The organism is Zobellia nedashkovskayae (assembly GCF_015330125.1).
GTDB lineage: Bacteria > Bacteroidota > Bacteroidia > Flavobacteriales > Flavobacteriaceae > Zobellia > Zobellia nedashkovskayae.
Genome location: NZ_JADDXR010000002.1, coordinates 1,402,011 through 1,423,327, shown reverse-complemented (window position 1 = coordinate 1,423,327; position 21,317 = coordinate 1,402,011). Strand labels below are relative to the sequence as shown.

4 protein-coding genes are annotated in these 21,317 nt (G+C 38.5%); 1 reads left to right on the top strand and 3 read right to left on the bottom strand.

Annotation, left to right across the window (positions count from 1 at the left end; all coding sequences use genetic code 11):
- Positions 1-7: 7 nt before the first annotated feature.
- Genes IWB64_RS06070 through IWB64_RS06060 form a run of 3 tightly spaced genes read right to left on the bottom strand, consistent with a single transcriptional unit; the run spans position 8 to position 19,054 of the window.
- The gene (locus tag IWB64_RS06070; protein ID WP_194533155.1) at positions 8-14,581 is read right to left on the bottom strand and encodes a T9SS type B sorting domain-containing protein; all 14,574 of its coding nucleotides are present in this window, start codon (positions 14,579-14,581) and stop codon (positions 8-10) included.
- Positions 14,581-16,788 (bottom strand): PorP/SprF family type IX secretion system membrane protein, encoded by a 2,208-nt coding sequence (locus IWB64_RS06065; RefSeq protein WP_194533154.1) that lies wholly within the window; start codon positions 16,786-16,788, stop codon positions 14,581-14,583. Before IWB64_RS06065 ends, IWB64_RS06070 begins: the two co-directional genes overlap by 1 nt.
- A gap of 10 nt (positions 16,789-16,798) precedes the next feature.
- Complete coding sequence (locus tag IWB64_RS06060) at positions 16,799-19,054, bottom strand: T9SS type B sorting domain-containing protein (RefSeq protein WP_194533153.1); 2,256 nt, start codon at positions 19,052-19,054, stop codon at positions 16,799-16,801.
- Positions 19,055-19,275: 221 nt separating this feature from the next.
- On the opposite strand from IWB64_RS06060, the gene IWB64_RS06055 reads away from it, so the two are divergent.
- Positions 19,276-20,958, top strand: coding sequence for a glutamine--tRNA ligase/YqeY domain fusion protein (locus tag IWB64_RS06055; RefSeq protein WP_194533152.1), 1,683 nt, complete (start codon positions 19,276-19,278; stop codon positions 20,956-20,958).
- The last annotated feature ends 359 nt before the right edge of the window (positions 20,959-21,317 follow it).

The following is a 21,317-nucleotide window of genomic DNA, read 5'->3' as shown; positions in this document are numbered from 1 at the left end:
ATTTTATTTAGCGATATAGGGTAAAGTGTCCAACGAATTCTCTGTCGTCATTCTCTCCGTTGAGTTTGATAACGTACCAGTAATCTCCTGAAGGAAGTTCTTTATTTAAATAAAGACCATCCCATCCTGAATCTCCGGCACCCATTCGGTACACCTCTCTACCATAACGATCAAATATGATGGTTAGTATCTCTGGGAAGCCATCTTCATTTTTAGGTTTCCAAGTCTGATTTTCCGCATCTCCATTTGGGGTAAAGAAGTTTGGAATATCAAGGTCAATAAACTCCATAAAGATGCTAGCTACTACTTCGCAACCATTTTCATCTGTTACGGTAACCACATAAGTATCAGTATGATTAATATAGAATGTGTTGTCAGAACCGTTATTTTTATCACCAAATGTGATGTTATAAGTACCTCTACCTCCGGTAACATTTGCAGTTATCTCGTTAATATTAGTTTGTTCTAACACAATGGTCAAAGGTTGGTAATCTTCTATCTCTATATCATAAGTTATGATACATCCATTTTCATGAGATATTGATATATAATGTGTACCAGGTGTCAGGTCTCTAAAGAACGGATTCAGTTGCATTTCTGCTGGATCTGTAGTATCCACTCCAAAAAGAACTTGGTCCGCAATACTAGTATCTTCCATCACAATATTAATGTAGTTATTTGGTGTGTTTCCATTACAACCATATACCGGTTCTACCGACGCATTCAGATTAACACCTGCATCTACCGTTATGGTTATATTTTCTTCACAACCTTGAGCATCACGAACAAATATGATGTAGTTTCCTTCGGCCAAATCAGTAAATGTTGTTCTGTCTTCTACAAAATCAGCTTCTGTATGCATTCTAGTACTGTAAACTGGTGTACCACCAGTAATAGTAAGCTCTATGGTTCCGTTTTCTTCACCTACACATATTTCTGGTGTGGATGTTCCTAAAACCTCAATTATAGCAGGCTCATCAATAGTATATTCCAATTCTATGAAACAACCATTCTGATCTTGTGCAATTACTCTGTAGTCTCCAGGAGCAAGGTCTTCAAAAGTATTATCATCATCAAACTTATTAAGGTTTGGTGATATCGCATATTGATAACCACCTGAACCACCGGATAGAGTAACGGTTATACTACCGTCTTCTTCACCATTACAAGTTACATTTATAACGTCATCTGTATAATCTAAAGCTGTAGGCTCAGAAATATCAATACGTTCTGGTGCAGCAATCGTACAATCTTGACTTGTAACATCTACATAATATGTGCCTGCTGTTAAGCTACTGAATGTTCCATTACTTTGCGGACCTGCTATACGAGAAGCAACGTTTAAAGAAACATCTGTATATAAAGCATATTGATAGTTTCCTAAACCACCATCTGCGGTTGCATAAATGGTAGCTGTATTATCTCCATTACAATTAATAAAAGCTGCAGTGGTATCTATTGTCAAAATAAGTGGATCAATAGGATCTTCTTCAATAGAATTAGATTGAACAGCTGTACATGAGTTAGCCTCATCTCTTACGTAGTAACGGTAGACACCGGCACTTAACATACCGCTTAGAGGCAAACTAACGCTGTTTCCGACCATCGTTGTCCAACTTACATTGTCTGTACTATACTCATAAGATCCGCTTCCGCCAGTGGCACTTAATTCGAATTCTACGCCTGTTGTACATGTCAACGGGCTAGTTCTAATTAGTGATGCTTCTACTTCCGTAGGATTAACGATTTCAATAATACGTGTTTCTTCAGAACACCCTACTTTATCACTAACGGTAACACTATAGAAACCAGCAGCCAAATTATCAAAGTCACCTGTAGCCTGCCCTACCGAAGTAGTCAACAAGATGCTTCCGGCTATATCTTCATACACATTTAATTTGTATTGATATGTAGGTGTAATATTTCTTGGATCAACAGTAGTAGATATACTAGCAGTATTTCCGTTAAAACATGATAAGGTCGTAGCTGTTATATCAGCTACAATATCATCAGGTCTAGTTAAAGTAATGTTATCAGAGAATACACATGAGAATACATCCGTAACAGTCACATGGAAATCGCCAGCAGATAAGTTTTTGAAAATAAATGCCTCAACATTTGTTTCAGTATATGTAGTAGAAGTAGTTGTATTTTCTAAAACAATAGTATATGGACCTTCACCACCTGTTGGATCAACAAATATCTCTCCTTGGTCATTGCTACATGAAACATTAGCTTCTTCTCTAAACGTTGCTGTAATTGGAGCACTTGGAGCCAATACTGTTATTACATTAGAATCATCATCACACAATGGTGCGGTAGTTTCTGTAATACGTATGTAATAGCTTCCTCCAACAAGATTTGAAATAGTCAAAGGCGTACTAGTGTTTCCAGTTCCACTAAATCCAGCTACAGGAATATCATTTAAATCATAAACTTGGTAACTGTAAGGACCAGTATAGTTGTTGATAACAACACTGAAACTTCCGTCATCTACGCCATCGTTCAAACATTGTTCGTCTGTTAATTTGGTTGCAATAACTTCTATAACATCTGGGTCGGCAATTGCATGAACCTTTTCAATAATACAACCTGTATCTACATTGGTGATGCTTATACTATAGTTGCCAACTTCTAATCCTGTAAATGTCTCAGGATTATTGGTAGAAGTAATTGTCTGTGTTGGGTAGGCTACATTAATACCAGTAACCGAATATTCTAAAGTAGGTGTTGCACCAGAAGGACTAACCGTTACGCCAACTTCTATTTCACCGTTGTTCAATGGAGAACAAGCGGCTTCTTCAGTAGTAGTAACTGTAGCATCACTGATTTCTACAAAAGGTACGACAGTTTCAGTAGCTGAAAGTGCGGAACATCCTGCATCGTCATATACTTGTAATTCGTATGAACCGCCTAGACCATCAGTTTCAAAATAGGTAGTGTTAGAACCATCCTGAACAACACTTCCATTTCGGATGAATACATATCTATTAAAAGTATTCGTACCACCAGATGCAGTAGTAAAAGAAACACTGGCATTATCGCCATTGTTTCCAACTGCACAACCATATTCAAGCACACTAATCGCATCTACAGTAATAACATTTAATTCAGTAATAGTAACATCTGTAGTTATGGTACAGTTGTTAGCACCTCTGGCTTCAATAGTATAGGTTATTCCAGCAATAGAACCTTCTAGTCCATCAAAGAAAGCTGAGGTTGCTGTTGAAGATGTCCCTGCTATTGGGAAGGTAGCCGAACTACCAGTACCCGTAATTATACTGAACGTATAAGGACCAACACCATTGTCGGTTACACTTACGGAGATTGTTCCGTCATCTAAGCCATTACATGTTACATTAGTAGAAGAATTTACACTCATAATAGGAATCACTGCTGTTTCTAATCGTTGTGTAATAGTTGAAATACAACCGTGGTTAGGGTCTAAATCGGTAATTGTAAATATATAATCACCTACTTGCGTAAGACCTGTAAAAATACCTGTATTGTTGGTATCATCTACGGTAGCTGGAGCTGATAATGGGTATTGTACATCATATCTGAAGCTTCCAGAACCACCTGTTTGTGAAATGGTAATCTGTCCACCAGGATCTGTAGTAGAACAATCAATTGTTTTAACTACGGATGCCAATGGTGAAATAGGTTCGTGTAAGTCAATGCTTGTATTTGTAGTACCTACACAACCCCATTGATCGCTAACAACTACTTGATATTCGCCTGCACCTAAGCCGCTAAATATAGCTGAGGTTTGTATAGGTCTCATATCTTCAAAAGTAGAAGTACCTGTATTGAATAGCTGTAACTGGTAACTATAGTTGCTACCTTGACCGTTTAGCACGTTGAAAACTTCAATTTCACCTTCTAAGTCGGTACAGTTAGGCTGATTTATTCTTAAATCTGCCGTAATTGGTGTTGGATCAGCCAGAACGACATCTGCTAATTGCTCAGCACATCCTCTAGAATCCATAACCCAAACTTCGTAGGTAGCTGCGGTTAGGTTTTCTTCTTTCTGGTTTGAAATATAACTTGCAGGGTCAGTAGTGTCAATAACTGGACCGGCCGCATCAAAGATGAGATACGAATAACCGCCCCATCCGCCAGTAATATCGGTAATGGTAATGGTTCCGTTGTTGCCAGGTACGCAAGTAATATCGGTAAATATCCTATTTGCGCTAATTGGGTCACTAGGACCTGCAATGGTAAATAATTCAGAAGCTACACAAGAAGGGTTACTGTCTTGGGTAACCTCAACACGGTACTCGCCCGCGCCAATGGCATATGGTGTAGTGGGACCTACGTTGGCCGAGGTTCCGGTTGCTGCAACAATGATAGTATCATCACCTATAGCGGCCGTTCCTTGTGAATTATATATTTGCCAAGTGAAACCGTCAGTGTATGGATTGGTAGCATCGCTTATAGTAAAGCTTACAGAACCATTATTTCCATTACATACTACATCTACAGTAGTAGCATCGATTTCAAATGTATTTGGATCTTCAATTTCAAAAGTAGTTTTTACGAAACATCCGGTATCCGAATTGGTTATGGTTACTTCGTAGTTTCCTACGCCTATTCCAGTAAATGAATTAGTAGGTTGATTTAAGTTGCTATATGCATTATCGGTTCCAATAACAGAATATTCTAGTGTTGGTGTTCCTGAAGGAGGAGTTAAATCAACTCCTATTGAAATTACAGCATCATCACCAGGATCACAGCTTACATCGGTATCAATGGTAACCGTAGGATTACTAATTTCAACAAAAGGAGCAATTGTTTCTGTAGTAGTACCAGAACAACCATTATCGTCATAAACGTTTATGGTATATGCACCACCTAATACATCGGTTTCAATATAGGTGTCATTAGAACCATTTTGAACCACAATATCTGCTTCAACAGCTACTGTAGCTGGATTATCATTTTTAATGAATTCATAACGAACAAAGGTATTTGAACCTCCTGCTACACTTGCTACCGTGATACTTGCATCATTTTGATTGTTAGCAGTTGTACAACTAAATTCAACCACCGGATCCATTGTTACAACAATAGCTGTTGGTTCTGCAATGGTAATAGCAGCACTATCTGTCGTACAATTGTTAGTAGTAGAATTACCTGTAAGGGTTACTACATATCCAGCAACGGTAGTTGTTGGTGCAAGACCAGTAAATGTGGCCGTAGTATTAGTAAAGCTTGTTGGGTTGATACTTGTTACAGCACCATCCATAGAAGTAATCTCAAAAGTATATGGTCCTGTTGCATTGTCTATTGCTGAAATAGTAATAGTACCGTCAGAATCACCTAAACAAGTAACGTCGGTAAATGCAATTGTATTCACAACAGGCTCTACTCTAGTTGGAACGTTTACAACAAACTCTCTATTACAAATTACACTACTAGGTGTATTGGTATCATAGATAGTAATTGTATAATCTCCTGCAGCAGGCGCTTGGTAATTGAATGGGTTACCCGGAATAACTGTTTGCATAACCGCTGGAGCTCCGGCAGTATTTGTAATTGAGTACTCATAACTACCTGAACCATCTAATACTTCAATTGCTATTATGGCATCTGGCGAAGCAGTACAATCCAATATTTTGGTGAGCTCTGCTTTTGCAGAAAGAACAGGGTTTACTGTGTAATTAGATTGGGAGTTAGTACAACCGTTTCCATCAATAATATAGACATCATAAGAACCAGCGGTTACATTTTCAAATAAACCGGCATTATCAAGATACGTTGTAGGTACAGGGTCACCTGCAAGTACAATAGCATAACGGATATTCCCAGCGGCTGAACTTCCAACAACAGTAAGGTCAATTGGTGCACTACAGTTATCCTGAGTAATTGACGTGAAAGTTGGATTTGCCGATAAACTTAAATTAACCGGTAACATGGTAAACGAACATCCGTATTGATCATTAATTGTAACCGTGTAAGCTCCTGCTGGTGAGTTTACAGGAATTTGAACCGGGTTAGTATTTAGGTCTGTTAAAGCTGTAAAACCTAGAGGTCCGGTTACATCATAGGTATAAGGAGCTCCACCACCGCCAGTGATATTGTCAACAGTAATTAAACCTGGCAAGTTACATGAGATGTCTCTTGTTGCAGTTGCTGTAGCATCTAATACCCTTAATTCTGGTACATAGGTGTTTTCACTACCTCCTGTACATGAATCTGTTGTTCCGTCAGACTGTACTATTTCTATATAATAATTGCCTTCGGGTAGGCCGGTAACATTTATAGTATTGTTATAAAGGATGTTTCCTCCACTGGTCTGAAGAGCAGTAGAATTGCCTACTTCAAAGAATTCCCAACGCATATGTGAGTATGCTGTAGTTGGGGTTATTGTATATTCTATTTCACCAGTTGAAGAACCAAAACAAGTAGGAGTAATTTCCGTAGTGATGGTAATGGGTTCAACAATTAGGTCATTTACGTTTACAAGACTTTGACGAACACATCCGGTATTATCTCTAACATAGAATACATAAGTTCTACCTGGTGTTAATCCTGTCCAAGTATAAGAACCTTCACCTGCAGGAACGGTAGCACCACTAGAATTTACTGTTCCACCTGGCTGCCAAGTGGTGGTAGCTGGATCAAAATTAGCCGGATCTTCTGAAAAAGCATATTCGTAGGGGGCAATACCAGCTGTTCCCTGAACACGTACTTGTAAATCATTACAGTCTACGACTATTGCACTAATACTGATATCTAAATTATCTAATGGATAAGGAATGATGTATCTATCAAAATCCATTTGGCAAATAGTGCCACTAGGTAAAGTAACTCTGATAGAAGGGAAAACTTCTGTACCAGAAATAGTACCTCTCAATTCGTTAGACAGTTGCCAAGATGTACCACCATCGTTACTATATTCAATAATACCACCGGATGGAGATGTTACATTATCAAACCTAAATCCGTATTCATTCGTATCAGGATCATTACAAGCCGCAGGTAAAATCGGAACGATATCTGCTGTTATTTCCGTGGCATTGTTAATGGTAATTGTAGCCGAAGTAATAGAACAACTGTTGGTGTCAGTAACCGTAATTTCGTAGTCACCAACTCCAATACCATTGAACGTCAATGTTGTTGTGGCTATGTTGGTATTTGTTATTCCGTAATCAATTCCATCAGCAGGACTCAAATCTACCAATTGATAAGTAAACGGACCTGTTCCTCCACCAGCTGTGGCATCAATAGAACCCAGACCATCAAAACACTCAGGGTCGGTTGCTGTTCCGCTTGCGGTTAATGTGGCAACAGGAGTTAAAATAATATCTTCTTGAACGAACGAACATGATGGCGATGCACCATTATTATCCAATACATGCACATCATAACCTGCTGGGTTGGCCGTTGCCATAGCACTAGTTATAGTCAATGAGTTTGTTGTCGTATAAAGACCAGAAGGGTCTGTGTTGGCAGGTACAATGGCATATACCAATGTTCCATTTCCACCCGCAGCATTAACGGTTATTGAACCGTCACTACATGCGCTAATATCAACAACAGCTACGGAGACTACTAATTGTGGGTCTATTGTAATCGTTTGTTGAACGGCTGTACACCCAAAGGTATCTCTAACGTCTATGGTATATGTACCATTTGCCAAGTTGTTAAAAGTATGAGTTGTTCCAGTAGCTGGAGTTGCCGCTACAAAAGGACCGCCATCAATACTGAAACTGTATCCTCCATTACCAGCAGTAACATCAACCAGTATAGAACCGTCATTGGTACCGGAATAACAGGCCGTGGTAGTGGTGTCAAAAGTTGGTACAATAGGAGCAGAAACGGTTATTGCCGTATTAATTTGATCACTACAGGTATTTGTATCTCTTGCTCTTACGATATAATCTCCTGCAGTTACTCCGGTAAATGTTGTTTCGGTTTGATAAGCAGTTAAAATTCCACCTGAATTATCTTCTAACTGATATTCATAAGTTGGAGTTCCTCCTATTGCGCTAGCGGTAATAGTAGCACCTGTATTGTTACAAGTAAACTGTTCTGTAATGCTTGCCGAAGCAACAATTGCATCCGGTTCGGTTAAAGGTTGATTTAATAGAACAGTGCAACCAGGAAGGCTTGCAACAGCATTGTCAACATCCCGTACTTCAATTGAATGTGCTTGTGCGTCAAGACCCGTAATTTGTTCTGCAGCTGTAAACGGACCAACAAATACAGCTCCGTTTAGGCTATATTCAAATCCTCCTGTTCCGTAGTTATCTGCGTTAATCGTAATGGTTCCAGAATTATCTGCATTACAATCTAGATTTTCAAAAGCAGTAATAGAAGCTTCAAAAGCATGTCCGTCTTCTACAATTTCAGTAATATCAACAGTACAATCACTACCGTAATTTACAACAATGGTATGGCTGCCTAACGCTACATTACTAAATACATTTGGTGCTTGAGCTATTGCTCCATCTATGCTATACGTATAAGTAGCATCATTTGGTAACACCGTAATATTTCCTGTTCCGTCACAATTGTATGTTACAGAAGTTGAAAGCGTTGGTTCTGTAGGTAATGGTAAAATTATAACATCAGACAAAGTAATCTCGCAAGAAGTGGCATTGGCATCTCTAACACGGATACTATATGTATTATCTGTTAGGTCCGTAAATGTATGTACTCCCGTTGAAGAAGAAGCTGTCCAAGCACCTCCGTTAATACTGTATTGATAGTTTGTTGAACCACCTGTTGTTGGAGTAACGTTACCAACAGTGATTTCTCCATCAATAAGACAGGTATAATTTTGTGTAATGGTAGCTTCTGCAGCCAATTGTGCTGGCTCCGTTACGATTACGTCTTCCGCAATAGTTTCACAATCATTAGAATCTTTAATACGCACAGGGTATGTACCAGCGGCAAGATTCGGGAAATTATTTTCTGTAACGTATGTAACTCCATTATCAATACTGTAAGTAAATGGTGCGTTTCCACCAGAATCTACGATTATAGAAATAGCTCCGTTTGATTCTCCGAAACATGTTACTGCTGTTAGTGTTGGAGTGATGTCAATAGGGTCATCTTTATCAACGGTTATGGTATAAACTGCAGAGCAATAATCCGTTCCTCCGCTGTTATCACGTACATGGACATCATAATCTCCAGCAGCCGAAACTGTAACAGGATTTGTTGTGTTAAAATTTCCGTCAAGAACTGCAGTACCATTAGTTACAACAGCAAATACATAGTTGTTGTCTCCACCTGAAGCTGCAATAGTAATATCAGTATCAGTTGCACAGGCTGTAATTGTTGGAGCCGAAGCACTGACCGTTAGTTGAGGGTCAATTGTAATATTTTGCAAAACACCAGTACATCCAAATCCATCTTGAACATTGATGGTATAGGTACCGTTTGAAAGACCGCTAAATGTATGAGTTACAGCATTGGTAGGAGTTGGAATTACCCAAGGGTTTCCGTTTAAACTAAAAGTGTAATCTCCATTTCCGTCTGTAACATCTACTTGAATCGTAGCGGTATTTCCACCAGGATAACAGGCGGTAGGCGTAACATTAAAAGTAATCGGGTTGGCAGCAGCAACTGTCAATGCAGTATTAATTGCATCTTCACAAGTGTTAGCATCTCGTACTTTAACAATATAATCACCGGCCGCTAAACCAGAGAAAACTGTATTTGCTCCGTTGGTTGCATAATCGAACAATCCAACAATAGCGCCTGCATTATCTTCTAATTGATATTCGTATGCTGCAGTACCACCAGTAACGCTAGCCGTTATAGTAGCACCACCATTTGTACAACTTAATTCTGTTGTGACAGAGGCCGAAGCTACAAGCGCATCAGGAGCGTTTATTGTTTGTGTCAGCGTTCTAGAACAGGTGTTTTCATCCGCTTTTCTTACCACCAATGTATGAGAACCAGCACCAAGGTTGGCTGGAGATGTTACAGGTGATAAAGTAGAGGCTACGAAAGCACTTCCATCTATAGAATATTCAAATCCGGCAGCATTAAAATTCTCTACTTCAAAGGTTATTGAACCATCTGATAGACCGTTACAACTTGCATCTGTAGAACCAGTTATAGCTGCTGTAAACACATTACCGGCAACAACGGTTACAGCCGTTTCTACAGTTTGCTCACAGACTTCAGGTACTTGAAAAACACTAATATCATCAATAGCAACATCATTACCTCCGTTACCTACTTTTTCTGTTCTGATAACAAAATCTAAAGAAGTATTGCTACCAGGATTTAAGTTAGCTGCAAATTCTATCCAGTTGCTAGCTCCCGTATTTTTGGCAATATCTCCTGTTCGTATAGATGCTACTACAGCATCTGTACTTGGGTTGCGAACTTCAATAGTTAAATCAGGATCCAAACCACTAGCACCATTTTTTAAAAGGTTGATTAACCAAAGGGAAATGCTTAAAGGTTGGTTGGGAATAATATCGTTTATAGCCTTTCTGTATATGATTTGGCCAGGGCTTGGCGTACCTACGTTTATAACTAAATAACGACCTTGAGATGCTTTTGTACCTGATGTATGGTCAATTGGGTTTATCCAAGAACCAAAAGGTCTTTCTATATTGCTTGTTACGGCATATTCATAGTCGTTTACGAAGGCTCCGTTGTCTATTGGAGCACCACTTGGAGTTGTATTATCAAGCTGATTTTCATAAAAATACCCAGATGTATTTGGGTTAGGTATTGTAGAGCCGCTTCCAAAGTCTTCGGTCAATAATAAACTTGGCGTTGGTGGTGTCTGAGATACATAGTTAGTACTTACCGTATATGTACCAGGCCCTACGTTTTCAAAAATATTGCTTGCTGGATCTGGTGAATTTACTACACCATCTAAGGCAAAAGTATAATTGTATGTTGAAATATTTGGCGTAGCAGTTACTGTGGCCAATCCATCACAATCATAGCTTACTTCTGGTGTAAGCGTTACTTCTGGCTCGTCTGGTACGTCTTCAACAGTAACGGTCATAGGAAATTCACAAGCAGCATCTTTTACGATAACCGTATAATCTCCAGGTGGAAGCGTTGCCGTACTAGAAGCACCATAACTGGCACCACCGTCAAAACTATATTGGTATGGAGCTGTACCGCCGGTAACATTCGTTACTCTTACTTCAGCACCATTAGGATCACAGGTAGCATCTCTTGAAACGCCAGCAGAGGCGCTTAACGGAAACGGCTCAGTTAAATCTACTGTTTCTGAAAACGTACAACCGGATGAATCCGTTACAAAAACTTCATAAGTACCAGCAATAAGGTTTACGAAATTTGGTGTTCCTTGCGTAGTTGTTCCACCATCAATACTGAATTGATATGGTGCAACACCACCGGTTGTATTAATTATTATTGCTCCGTCTGAATCACCACTACAGGAAGGTGCGGTTTCATCAATAGAGTCTAGGGTCATTGCCCCGTTATCATTTATTGTTACTTCGTTAGAGAAGGCAAAACAGTTATTAGAATCTACGATTACAAAAACATAATCTCCGTCTTCACCTGCAAAATATTCATCAACATCATCAGCATCTGTATCTCTCCACCCAAAAGTAAATATAGGATCGGTATCATAAGCATCACCTGGAATAGAGGCTACATCGGCATATAAATTGGTTCCGTTTTTACTCCAAATGGCATACGAATAATCAGGATTAGGAAGTCCACCAGCACCTGTAAGAGTTATAGTTCCAGCAGTACAACCAATATTTCTTGTGGTTAATGCCGTTATAGTTGGGTCTGGTGTTCTGGTAACTGTTACATCTTCAGAATAGGCACAACCATCTGCGGTAGAAACTTCTATGATGTAGTCTCCTGCATTTACATTAAAAGAGTGTGTGTTATCCGGATCTGCAGTTTCGTCATCAATTAAGGTTCCATCACTTCTTTTTAGGATATACGCATAGTTGGGCTCTACATTAAGAACGTCAATCTTTATAATTCCTTGAGCATTACAATTAGCTGGTGTGGTAGTTACGTTTACTTGAAAGTCTCTATCTAGTATACCAATGTCTGGAGTACTAAATATACAGGCATCTTCAATAGGGCTTCCAGAAGCATCTAATTGAGTAACGTCAACTCTGTAAGCTCCATTAGTAGAAATATCAAAACTAGGTCCGTTGTTAGCACTAAATGGAACTACAATGGAGTTGTTGGCTACATCTACAAGTTGGTAACCGTAATTGCTACCTAAATTGGTTATGGTGATATTACCATCTGTAGAACAGATAATGTCTCTATCATTATATAGAATATCTAAATTGTTCTGAAAAACATCGAAGTAAAAACGACTAAAACACCCATTGGTATAATTAATAACCAAACGGTATTTTCCTGCTGTATCTGCGTTATAATCGCTTCCTGTAGCCACTTGATTCCACGTACACCCTAAATTCTTATTCGCACAATCATCAGGTGCAGCTGTACAACTTCCTTCATCTAATTTCTCCCAAGCAATACTTTGAGCGTCTAGAATATCTAATGTAATAGCTTGTGTATCTGCCGTACCACAAAGAAATATTTTGGGTAAAAAATCACCATCAATACTACATTCAACAATTTCACCTTGAATATCATTGGTAGGATCCGCATCACTATTTGTGTCGTTAAAAAAGTCTACTAATGGATTAGTTTGAGTAGCGCCAAAACGCTCTACAATCATAATTTCTCTAAAGCCTTTACATGGAGCAGGTATAATCTTATCTACAATATAGGTTCCCGGTTCTGTTACAACAAGTGTGTTGGAAGTGCTATTTTGTAATACGGTATCTGTAGAATCAAAACTACCGTTGCCGTTATCATCACTTACCCATATATAAGAATCAAAATTTTCTCCTGCGTTTAGGGTTACACTATCACCACAAAGTTGAACGTTTCGGGTAAAATTACAATCTGATAAATCATCCAATAAGAAATTGGTCGCGCCAGGTGTAACGAATCCACAATTATCAAAATCAGATACACTAGGATCATCAGTAATACGGTTATCGTTTATTGCGCCTTGATAGGTAGAGTAGGCCAAGTTTTGTATGAGGTCTGTACAGGCATCTATAAAGTCAAAACAGTTTTCCGCAACTTTAACTCGCATACGAATCTGTGCCGGAGTATCACCCTCTTCCACGAATGTATCGGGAATGAAAAAATCAACTTCCCTTGTTGCTGGGTTATAGGTGTATGTTGTTCCAGCAGGCATATCTATATTTGCCTCATCCAATGTTACATTTATGGGTAAAATGTCACGAATGGTATAATTTACGGCATCATCATTACCTGTGTTTGTAAATGTGAGTACGTAATCTAAAATTTGACCGAGGTTTACACCTTGCCCGGTAATGTCATTACCTGCAATATCTTCTACCTTTTTTTCTAGAACAATATCTGGTTCGATAATTTCAATATTGAACGAGTTGAAAAACGGATAATACTGATCACCATTGGTCTGAAAGCTAAAGGTTGCAGCAGTCTCACTATTAGGTATAACGGAATTGGTTGGGTTGTTTAAATTAAAGATATCACTGTCAAAACCTAAGGTGTTTAGGCTAAATGGATCTCTATCATTAGCATGAACACCATTTCGTGTAATATTACTATTAAAGAAGTTGTTCGAAGGGTTGGTACCATTGCTTAACGTGGTAAAATTTGTTCTGCTCGCAGCTCTAATTCTTAATCTATCTCCTGTAATTCTAAAGTCGCCTTCAAGCGTAGCAGCACCAATATTTGCGGTCACAGGACCTACTGGAATGGTATTGAAACCTGTATAATTTATATCTACATTACTGGTGCCGGTAACCCTAGCAAAACCATCAAAAGTGGTAATAAGTTTACCACTAGAATTGGGGTTTTCATAAACAATAACAAGAGTCCAACCTCCGGCTGCACCACCTGTCATGCGAGAGGTTCCATTAAAGACACCATAACCTTGGGCACTAGGTACGTTAGCAATAGTATAATCCCCTTGAGGATTAGCTAAAGGGGTTATTAAACTGGTTACATCTGCGTAACATGCGTATGGGGCGTTAGCGCTAAGAGCTGGATTCGTTAGACCGTCATGGAGTATTTCATCTGCTGTAATATCTACATAGGTGCCATTAGGGACTTTAAATTTTATTTGGTCTATTTGGCGTGTTCTGGCTGTACCTACTGGGTCTGCAGTATCATCTCTTGGATACGTTGCAGACCAATATAGACCTGCATATCTTATAAGATTACAGTCGGCATTTGGAAATGAAAATGTCGCCGTACTAGAACTAAATGTAGAGGTATCACTATCTACATCTATGTACTGCATGTTTTTATAATCATTGTAGTTATAATAACCACCTGTTTCTGCGTTACGATTACTAGAAGGCCAATAATTGCCACTCGTGTTGAGGTTATTGTAAGGGTCTTCAGGTTCGGTAGCAGTAGTGCCTCCGTCCCTATTTACAATAGTGTTCGAAATAAATGTTAGATCCCCCTTAATGTTGTTCTGATAGCGAACTTCAAAGGAGTTGTATTCTTGTGAAAATCCTGCAAATGCCAATAAAAATAGAGCGCCCGCAAATATTTTTTTAAAGGATTTTGGTTTCATTAAGCTAGTAGGTTAGGTTTGACGCGCATAATCCACATTTTGTCATTGTACGCATCATTTAGGTTGGTATAGTAGGACAAGAGGGCGTTGTTCCAAGATTGGTGTCTTTTTAGATAAACATATCTCCAGTTATTATCTGGGTTTATGAAGTAACTGGCACTAAGCCCGTAAGAATTTAAAAGTTTTACAAAACGATTTGCATTTTTAGGATTTGCAAATACATTGGCGATGATATAATAGCCGGAGCCAATACCATCTATTTTATGAGTTTTAGGATCTAGCTCATTAGATACCATTTGGTCTTTTACTACTGCATTTGTGCGTAGTACGTCAGTATCATATTTAGCAGATTTTTCTTTTAGTTTATCTACGTTAGAAGCGTAAGCTTCGTTGGAGTAGCGGTTGTCAACATCCATAATCCACATTGCGCCATCATAGGCACCGTTCATGCCACTGTTGTGTGCGGCTACCGCTTCCTCCCAAGTATCATAACGTTCTAAATACACGTATTTTAAACCGTTACTAGGATTGTCTATATAGTCCGAAGAAAAACCATCGTTATTAAGTTTGTTCATAAACTTGTCCATATACTGGCCGCCTTTATAAACATTGGCTACTACATAGTAACCGTCTTTTACACCTTCTAAATTTTTGAATTTTCTACTTTTTACATCACTTCTATCAGCAACTGCTGAAGTTGTTCCAGAGGTTGTTCTACTATTGGCAGTTGAATTGTTTTGAACCTTATCTTTTACAATAGCAGGCCTAGACTGAGTAGTATTATTTGAAGCTAGGGTAGTTGTTGGAGTACTATTATTAGAAGAGTTGCTATTTATATTGTTGCTAGGTGTTTTGCTTGTGGACCCACCGTTGTTAGATGTGCTCGCGGATAATGTACTATTTGGTATACTATTGCTGTTTTGCGTATCATTGCTAGCAATAGCAGGGCGATCGTTATTACCCATAAATAAATTCTGGGCGCGGTCTTCAAGATCAGGACGCTCACCATTGGTCTCGTTGCGTACCATGCTCATCACCATATTAAAGCGATTCTCTAAATCCTTTTGACGATTAGATTCCAAGGAATCTTGACGGAACATTAGCTCTTGAATGATGGCATCGTTTTCTGCTAATTTCCGTTTTAGCTCTTCTATCTCTTCATTATCTACAAGATCGTTTTTATCAACTTCTTCGTTGTCAACTAAAGAGTCTTCATAATCATCTTCTAACATTACACGGTCTTCGGTAAGGTTAGGAGTAAATGAGAATGCGAATGAAATTTCATGAGTAACACCAAAATTATCAAAGTTGGTTCCAAAGCCTTTTTCCATGGTATATCCTAAGGAAAGTCTTTTGTTGATGTTGAAACCTGCACCTGCAGATGCACCGTAAAAACTGTCATAGCCACCTTGTAGCCAACCTAGTTTAGGTAAGTCCAAAATAACCGCACCTCCATAAGTCATATCTTGGGATTCTTCGCTTGCTGCCGCTAATCGGTTTTGCCCGTTCATACGTACTCTTGCAATTGGCATTAACCTGCTGCCCTCCATAATACCCTCATTATTATCAAAATGATGGGTATATTGAAGGTGACTAGAATATGTTTTATCGCCAAACTCTGTTAACGACTTGCTTGTCTTTAGATTATAATCGAATAAGTTTTCGGCAAAAACACCAAAATCTATGTTGCCATAAGAGATGTTGAAACCTGGTTGAAATGAAAGGACATTACTATCTTCAGTACCGGTTAAGCTATAGTCATTAAGATCAATAACATCAATGCTGTTCTGATCAAGCCCCGTACTGTAGTAGGCCAAATTACCACCAAATGTAAAATTACTTTTGTCGCTCAACTTTATCCCGTAGGCATAGTTGGCCAACACACCAATATTAGATACAGCTCCAACACTTTGCGTATAAAGACTGAGTCCTAAACCACTTTTATCTCCTATTCTACCACTGTAGCTTAAGAAGTAGGTCTGGTCATTATCCTTAAATTGTACCGATTGGTTTCGATGTAATAGGTTAATGTACGACTTGTCTTCCTGTACGGTAGAAAAGGTTGGGTTAATCAAGAATCTATTAAATTTCAATAAATTCTGTGACGCCGGACTATACAATAGAACTGGGTCATCTTCCTGCGCCTGAACGCTTCCAAACGTCAGGGCAGCCAGCAAAGTAAGTGCTATGTATTTTACAAATTTCATGGTGGGGTGGTTATCTAATAACTGTTATGGTACCTTGTTTCAATGTCTCGCTGTCATTTTTAACTACATAGTAGAAAACCATGTTTTGCTTAGCGAAGCTAATTGAAGACTCAGGCCAGTTATTTTGGTAGTTGGTTGAATTAAGTACTTCTTCTCCTTGGGCGTTATATATGATTACACGCACATCAGATTTATTAGAATACGAATTCGGTAGTATCCATTGATCGTTGGCGCCGTCACCATTAGGGGTTATAACGTTAGGTATATTAAATAGGTCTAAATAGGTTACGGTAATTGGTTTACTGATTTCACAGTTATCGATATTTGCAATCAATAAGTAGTTGCCCTCTGTAGTAAAAGTTGCTGAAGAAGAACTGCTTATTTCAATATTGTTGGCATCTAACCATCTATAGGCGGTACCACCATTTGCATTTACAGTTTTAGAACTTCCTTCTGGAAAAATAACATCTCCATCAACATCCAATGTAATAAGCTCAGGGTCTAAAGGAATGATGCTAATTTCATTTGATACTTGAGAACACGTACCTTTTCTGATTACCAAACGGTATGTTCCTTGTTGAGTAACTGACAAAGAACTATCTGTGGAATTAATAGCTTCACCATCACGTTCCCAATCAAAAGTTTCAGAAGTTAAGTCTGTAGTAGTTGATATAGTAATTACATCTGAAGAACTACAATAAACGGTACTAGTACTACTAATTGTTAGAGCTTCGCTTGCTAGTTGTACCGGCAAGTTGTTCGATGTTGTAGCCATTCCACTTAAATCAGTATTCACTGTGTAGTCTCCATTTTCATCGCTATTCGTCAAACTGATGGATTGTGAAGTTTCGCCCACTACGTTAGTTCCGTCCTTCTGCCATTGATAAGTAAAAGATGAAGCAACGTCTGCAGTAACATCAATTTCACTCGAATCAGTTAACACAGCATATATTTTGTCAACAGTTAAAGCAATGCTCGTACTAGTACATGACTCATAAGAAGTAGCATACGCTATTTCTGTTTTGAAAGCTGTAGGAGCCACAATTTCTGTCTCTTCAGAATTTACTGTAGTAGATGAACAAGTTCCTCCTGTTTGGGTGATGGCGGCGTGGTAAGTTCCAGCTTGGCTAACGGTTAAAGAAGAATTGTTAGAGCTAGGTATTGGAGTACCATTTCTAAACCACTCATATGTTGGTGAATTGGCGCTTGTTGTAATACTTAAGGTTTGAGACTGAGAAGGAAGCACTACAAGGTTAGCATTATTGTTTCTGGTAACCGTAAATGCTCCTGAATTTGTAATTGTAACTGCAGCAGATGTTTCCGTACAGATACCTGTTCCTTTTACTTCTACCGTATAGTCTCCTACAAAAGCGGGATCGGTTGTGTCAATGGTATAAGTAAAACCACCTACTTGAGAAGCTTGTATTTCAGTACCATCTTTATACCATGTATATATATAGGTAGCATCTTGTACGTTTGCTTCTAAAGGGGCAACAGTATCTCCTGCACACAAGGCAGTGGTTGTAGGCGTGTTAATTGCAATGCCTGTACTTGTACCAGAATTAATAATGATATGATTAGACTCTGTATTAGCAGAACCTGTACAATCACCGTAATCTATAAAAACAAAATATTCCCCCGTTCCATCTGTTACTATAGATGGCCCGTTATCAGAAAGTTTTGTACCGCTTCTGTACCAAGAATACTGATAGGTATTTAAATCTGCAGCCGGTATGTTATCTACGGTTAAAGTAATTTGTGTGCTACCGCAAGCTTGTAAACTTCCAGGGGTAGTTCCATCACCATCCGGACTCATGTGTAAGTTGGTATCAAAACCTAAATAGTACATGGAGTATCCAGCGGATGCCATTCCTGTTGATGCAGGACTAGTACTTCGTACGCGCATCATATAATTAGCACCTCTGGTATTATCAGGAAGGATAAAACTAGTAGTAAACTCGTTATTACTATTTTGATCGCTTACAGTTGAAAGTTCTAAAGGACTACCGAACGAACCATTAGGATCGGATAGCTCTAGTATAAATGAATTATCGGAATTTGCGGCTCCAGCCCATTCTATGGTAACAAAGAACTCGTTAAAGTCAGTATCTGCACATGCTCTTGGCCAAGTGTTCGTTCCCGATAGATTGGGGTTATCAGCAGGCACTGGTGCTTGCAATGCAATTTGCGCAGAGATTTGTGTGGTGAGCAGCACTAATAATGCTGTCAAAATTGTTCGCGGAATGTTAATTCTTTTCTGTCTCATAAGTAGGCGTAGTTTTGGGTTTACTACAGGTTTCAATGTCAGATTTGGGTTATGACATGAAGAATACACTAACAAATATGAGCTATAATACACGCGTAGAGAATTTAATGTTGTATCAAGGGATATAATTGTTGTGAAATGCAGGTATTTGTATGAATGAAGATTGAAAGCTGCCCGATTACTGCATTTTACGTACCTTTGTGGCACTAAAAATTAACCCTATGAGCGAGGCAGTTGAGTCGTTAAATTTCATTGAACATATTGTTGAAGAGGACTTAAAAAACGGTTATTCGGAAAAGGATTTGCGCTTTCGTTTTCCACCGGAACCAAACGGCTATTTACACATTGGCCATGCAAGCTCTATCTGTTTAAATTTTGGACTAGGATTACGGTATAATGCACCTGTTAATTTAAGGTTCGATGATACCAATCCGGCAAAAGAAGAACAAGAGTATGTAGATGCTATAAAAAAAGATGTGGAATGGTTGGGTTTTAAATGGGATACTGAACGGTATGCATCTGATTATTTTCAGCAATTATATGATTGGGCCATTGAACTTATTAAACAAGGAAAGGCGTATGTAGACGAGCAGTCTTCTGAAGACATGGCTATCCAAAAAGGGACACCAACACAAGAAGGAACTAACAGTCCATTTAGAGATCGTTCTGTAGAAGAGAATCTCACTATCTTTCAGCAAATGAAAGATGGAAAATTCGCTGAGGGAACACATGTACTTCGTGCAAAAATTGATATGGCATCTTCTAACATGTTGATGCGTGACCCTATTATGTACAGAGTACTTCATAAAGCGCATCATCGCACAAATACCGATTGGTGTATTTATCCAATGTATGACTGGACACACGGGGAGAGTGATTATATAGAACAAGTTTCGCATTCATTTTGTACGTTAGAGTTTGCCATGCACCGTGAGCTTTATGATTGGTTTTTGGACCAAGTTACAGACACTAAAAAGTTACGTCCTAAACAACGTGAATTTGCACGTAGGAATCTTAGTCATACAGTTGTTAGTAAACGAAAGTTGCTACAATTGGTAGAAAATAATGTGGTAACTGGTTGGGATGACCCTAGAATGAGTACTATTTCTGGTTTACGTAGACGGGGTTATACACCAGAGTCTATCCGTAATTTTGTTGATACAATAGGTATTGCCAAACGGGATAACCTTATAGATGTTTCTCTTTTAGAATTCCATTTACGTGATCATTTGAATAAAATTTCACCTAGAGTTATGGGTGTTTTAGATCCAGTAAAGGTGGTAATTACAAATTATCCAGAAGGAGAAGTGGAGTGGTTAGATACAGAAAACAATCCTGAAGATGCTTCAGCGGGCACGCGCCAAATACCTTTTACCAGAGAAATTTATATTGAAAAGGAGGATTTTAGGGAAGAAGCAAATCGTAAGTTTTTCCGCTTAAAACTAGGAGGTGAGGTTAGATTAAAATCTGGATATATTATAAAGGCGGAAAGTTGCACGAAAGATACCGATGGGAATATTACTGAAATTCAATGTACATATGACCCTAAGAGTAAAAGTGGTAGTGGTACGGAAGAGAGCCTTCGTAAAGTAAAAGGTACTTTACATTGGGTATCTGTTGCTCATGCTTTAAAAGCCGAGGTTAGACTATATGACCGATTATTTACAGATGAAAGTCCGGATACACATAAGGACAAGGACTTTATGGAATTCATAAACCCAGATTCATTAAAAGTGATTACTGGATTTTTAGAACCTAGTCTTTCACAAGCAAAATCTGGAGATCGTTTTCAATTTCAACGTTTGGGTTATTTTTGTGTTGACCCAGATTCAACTAACGATAAATTGGTTTTTAATAAAACGGTTGGCCTAAGAGACACTTGGGCCAAAATTCAGAATAAATAGATTTTTGTTTTTTTAAAAATTCTGGACTCCTTAAAGACATTTTGTTTTTTAAGGAGTTTTTTTTCGAATTACAACCAAAATATTGACTATAACTTTTATCTATGATAAACTGACTTTGTATTGATAACTTAAATTTAATATCACTAATTGTAATGCGATTTGCAAGGAATACAGATTTAAGCTTATTAATGTATCCAGTAATCAGGTTTTTGGCTATTAAAACGCTTTAAAACCGTTAAATGTCAGTTAAAATGATGTAAACGTTAATTTTCAAATTGATTGAGGTAATATCGCTGGAATGTTTGGTGTAAATTGCATTGTATATAGGAGATTGAATTGTTTAGCCACTTTAAAACGGA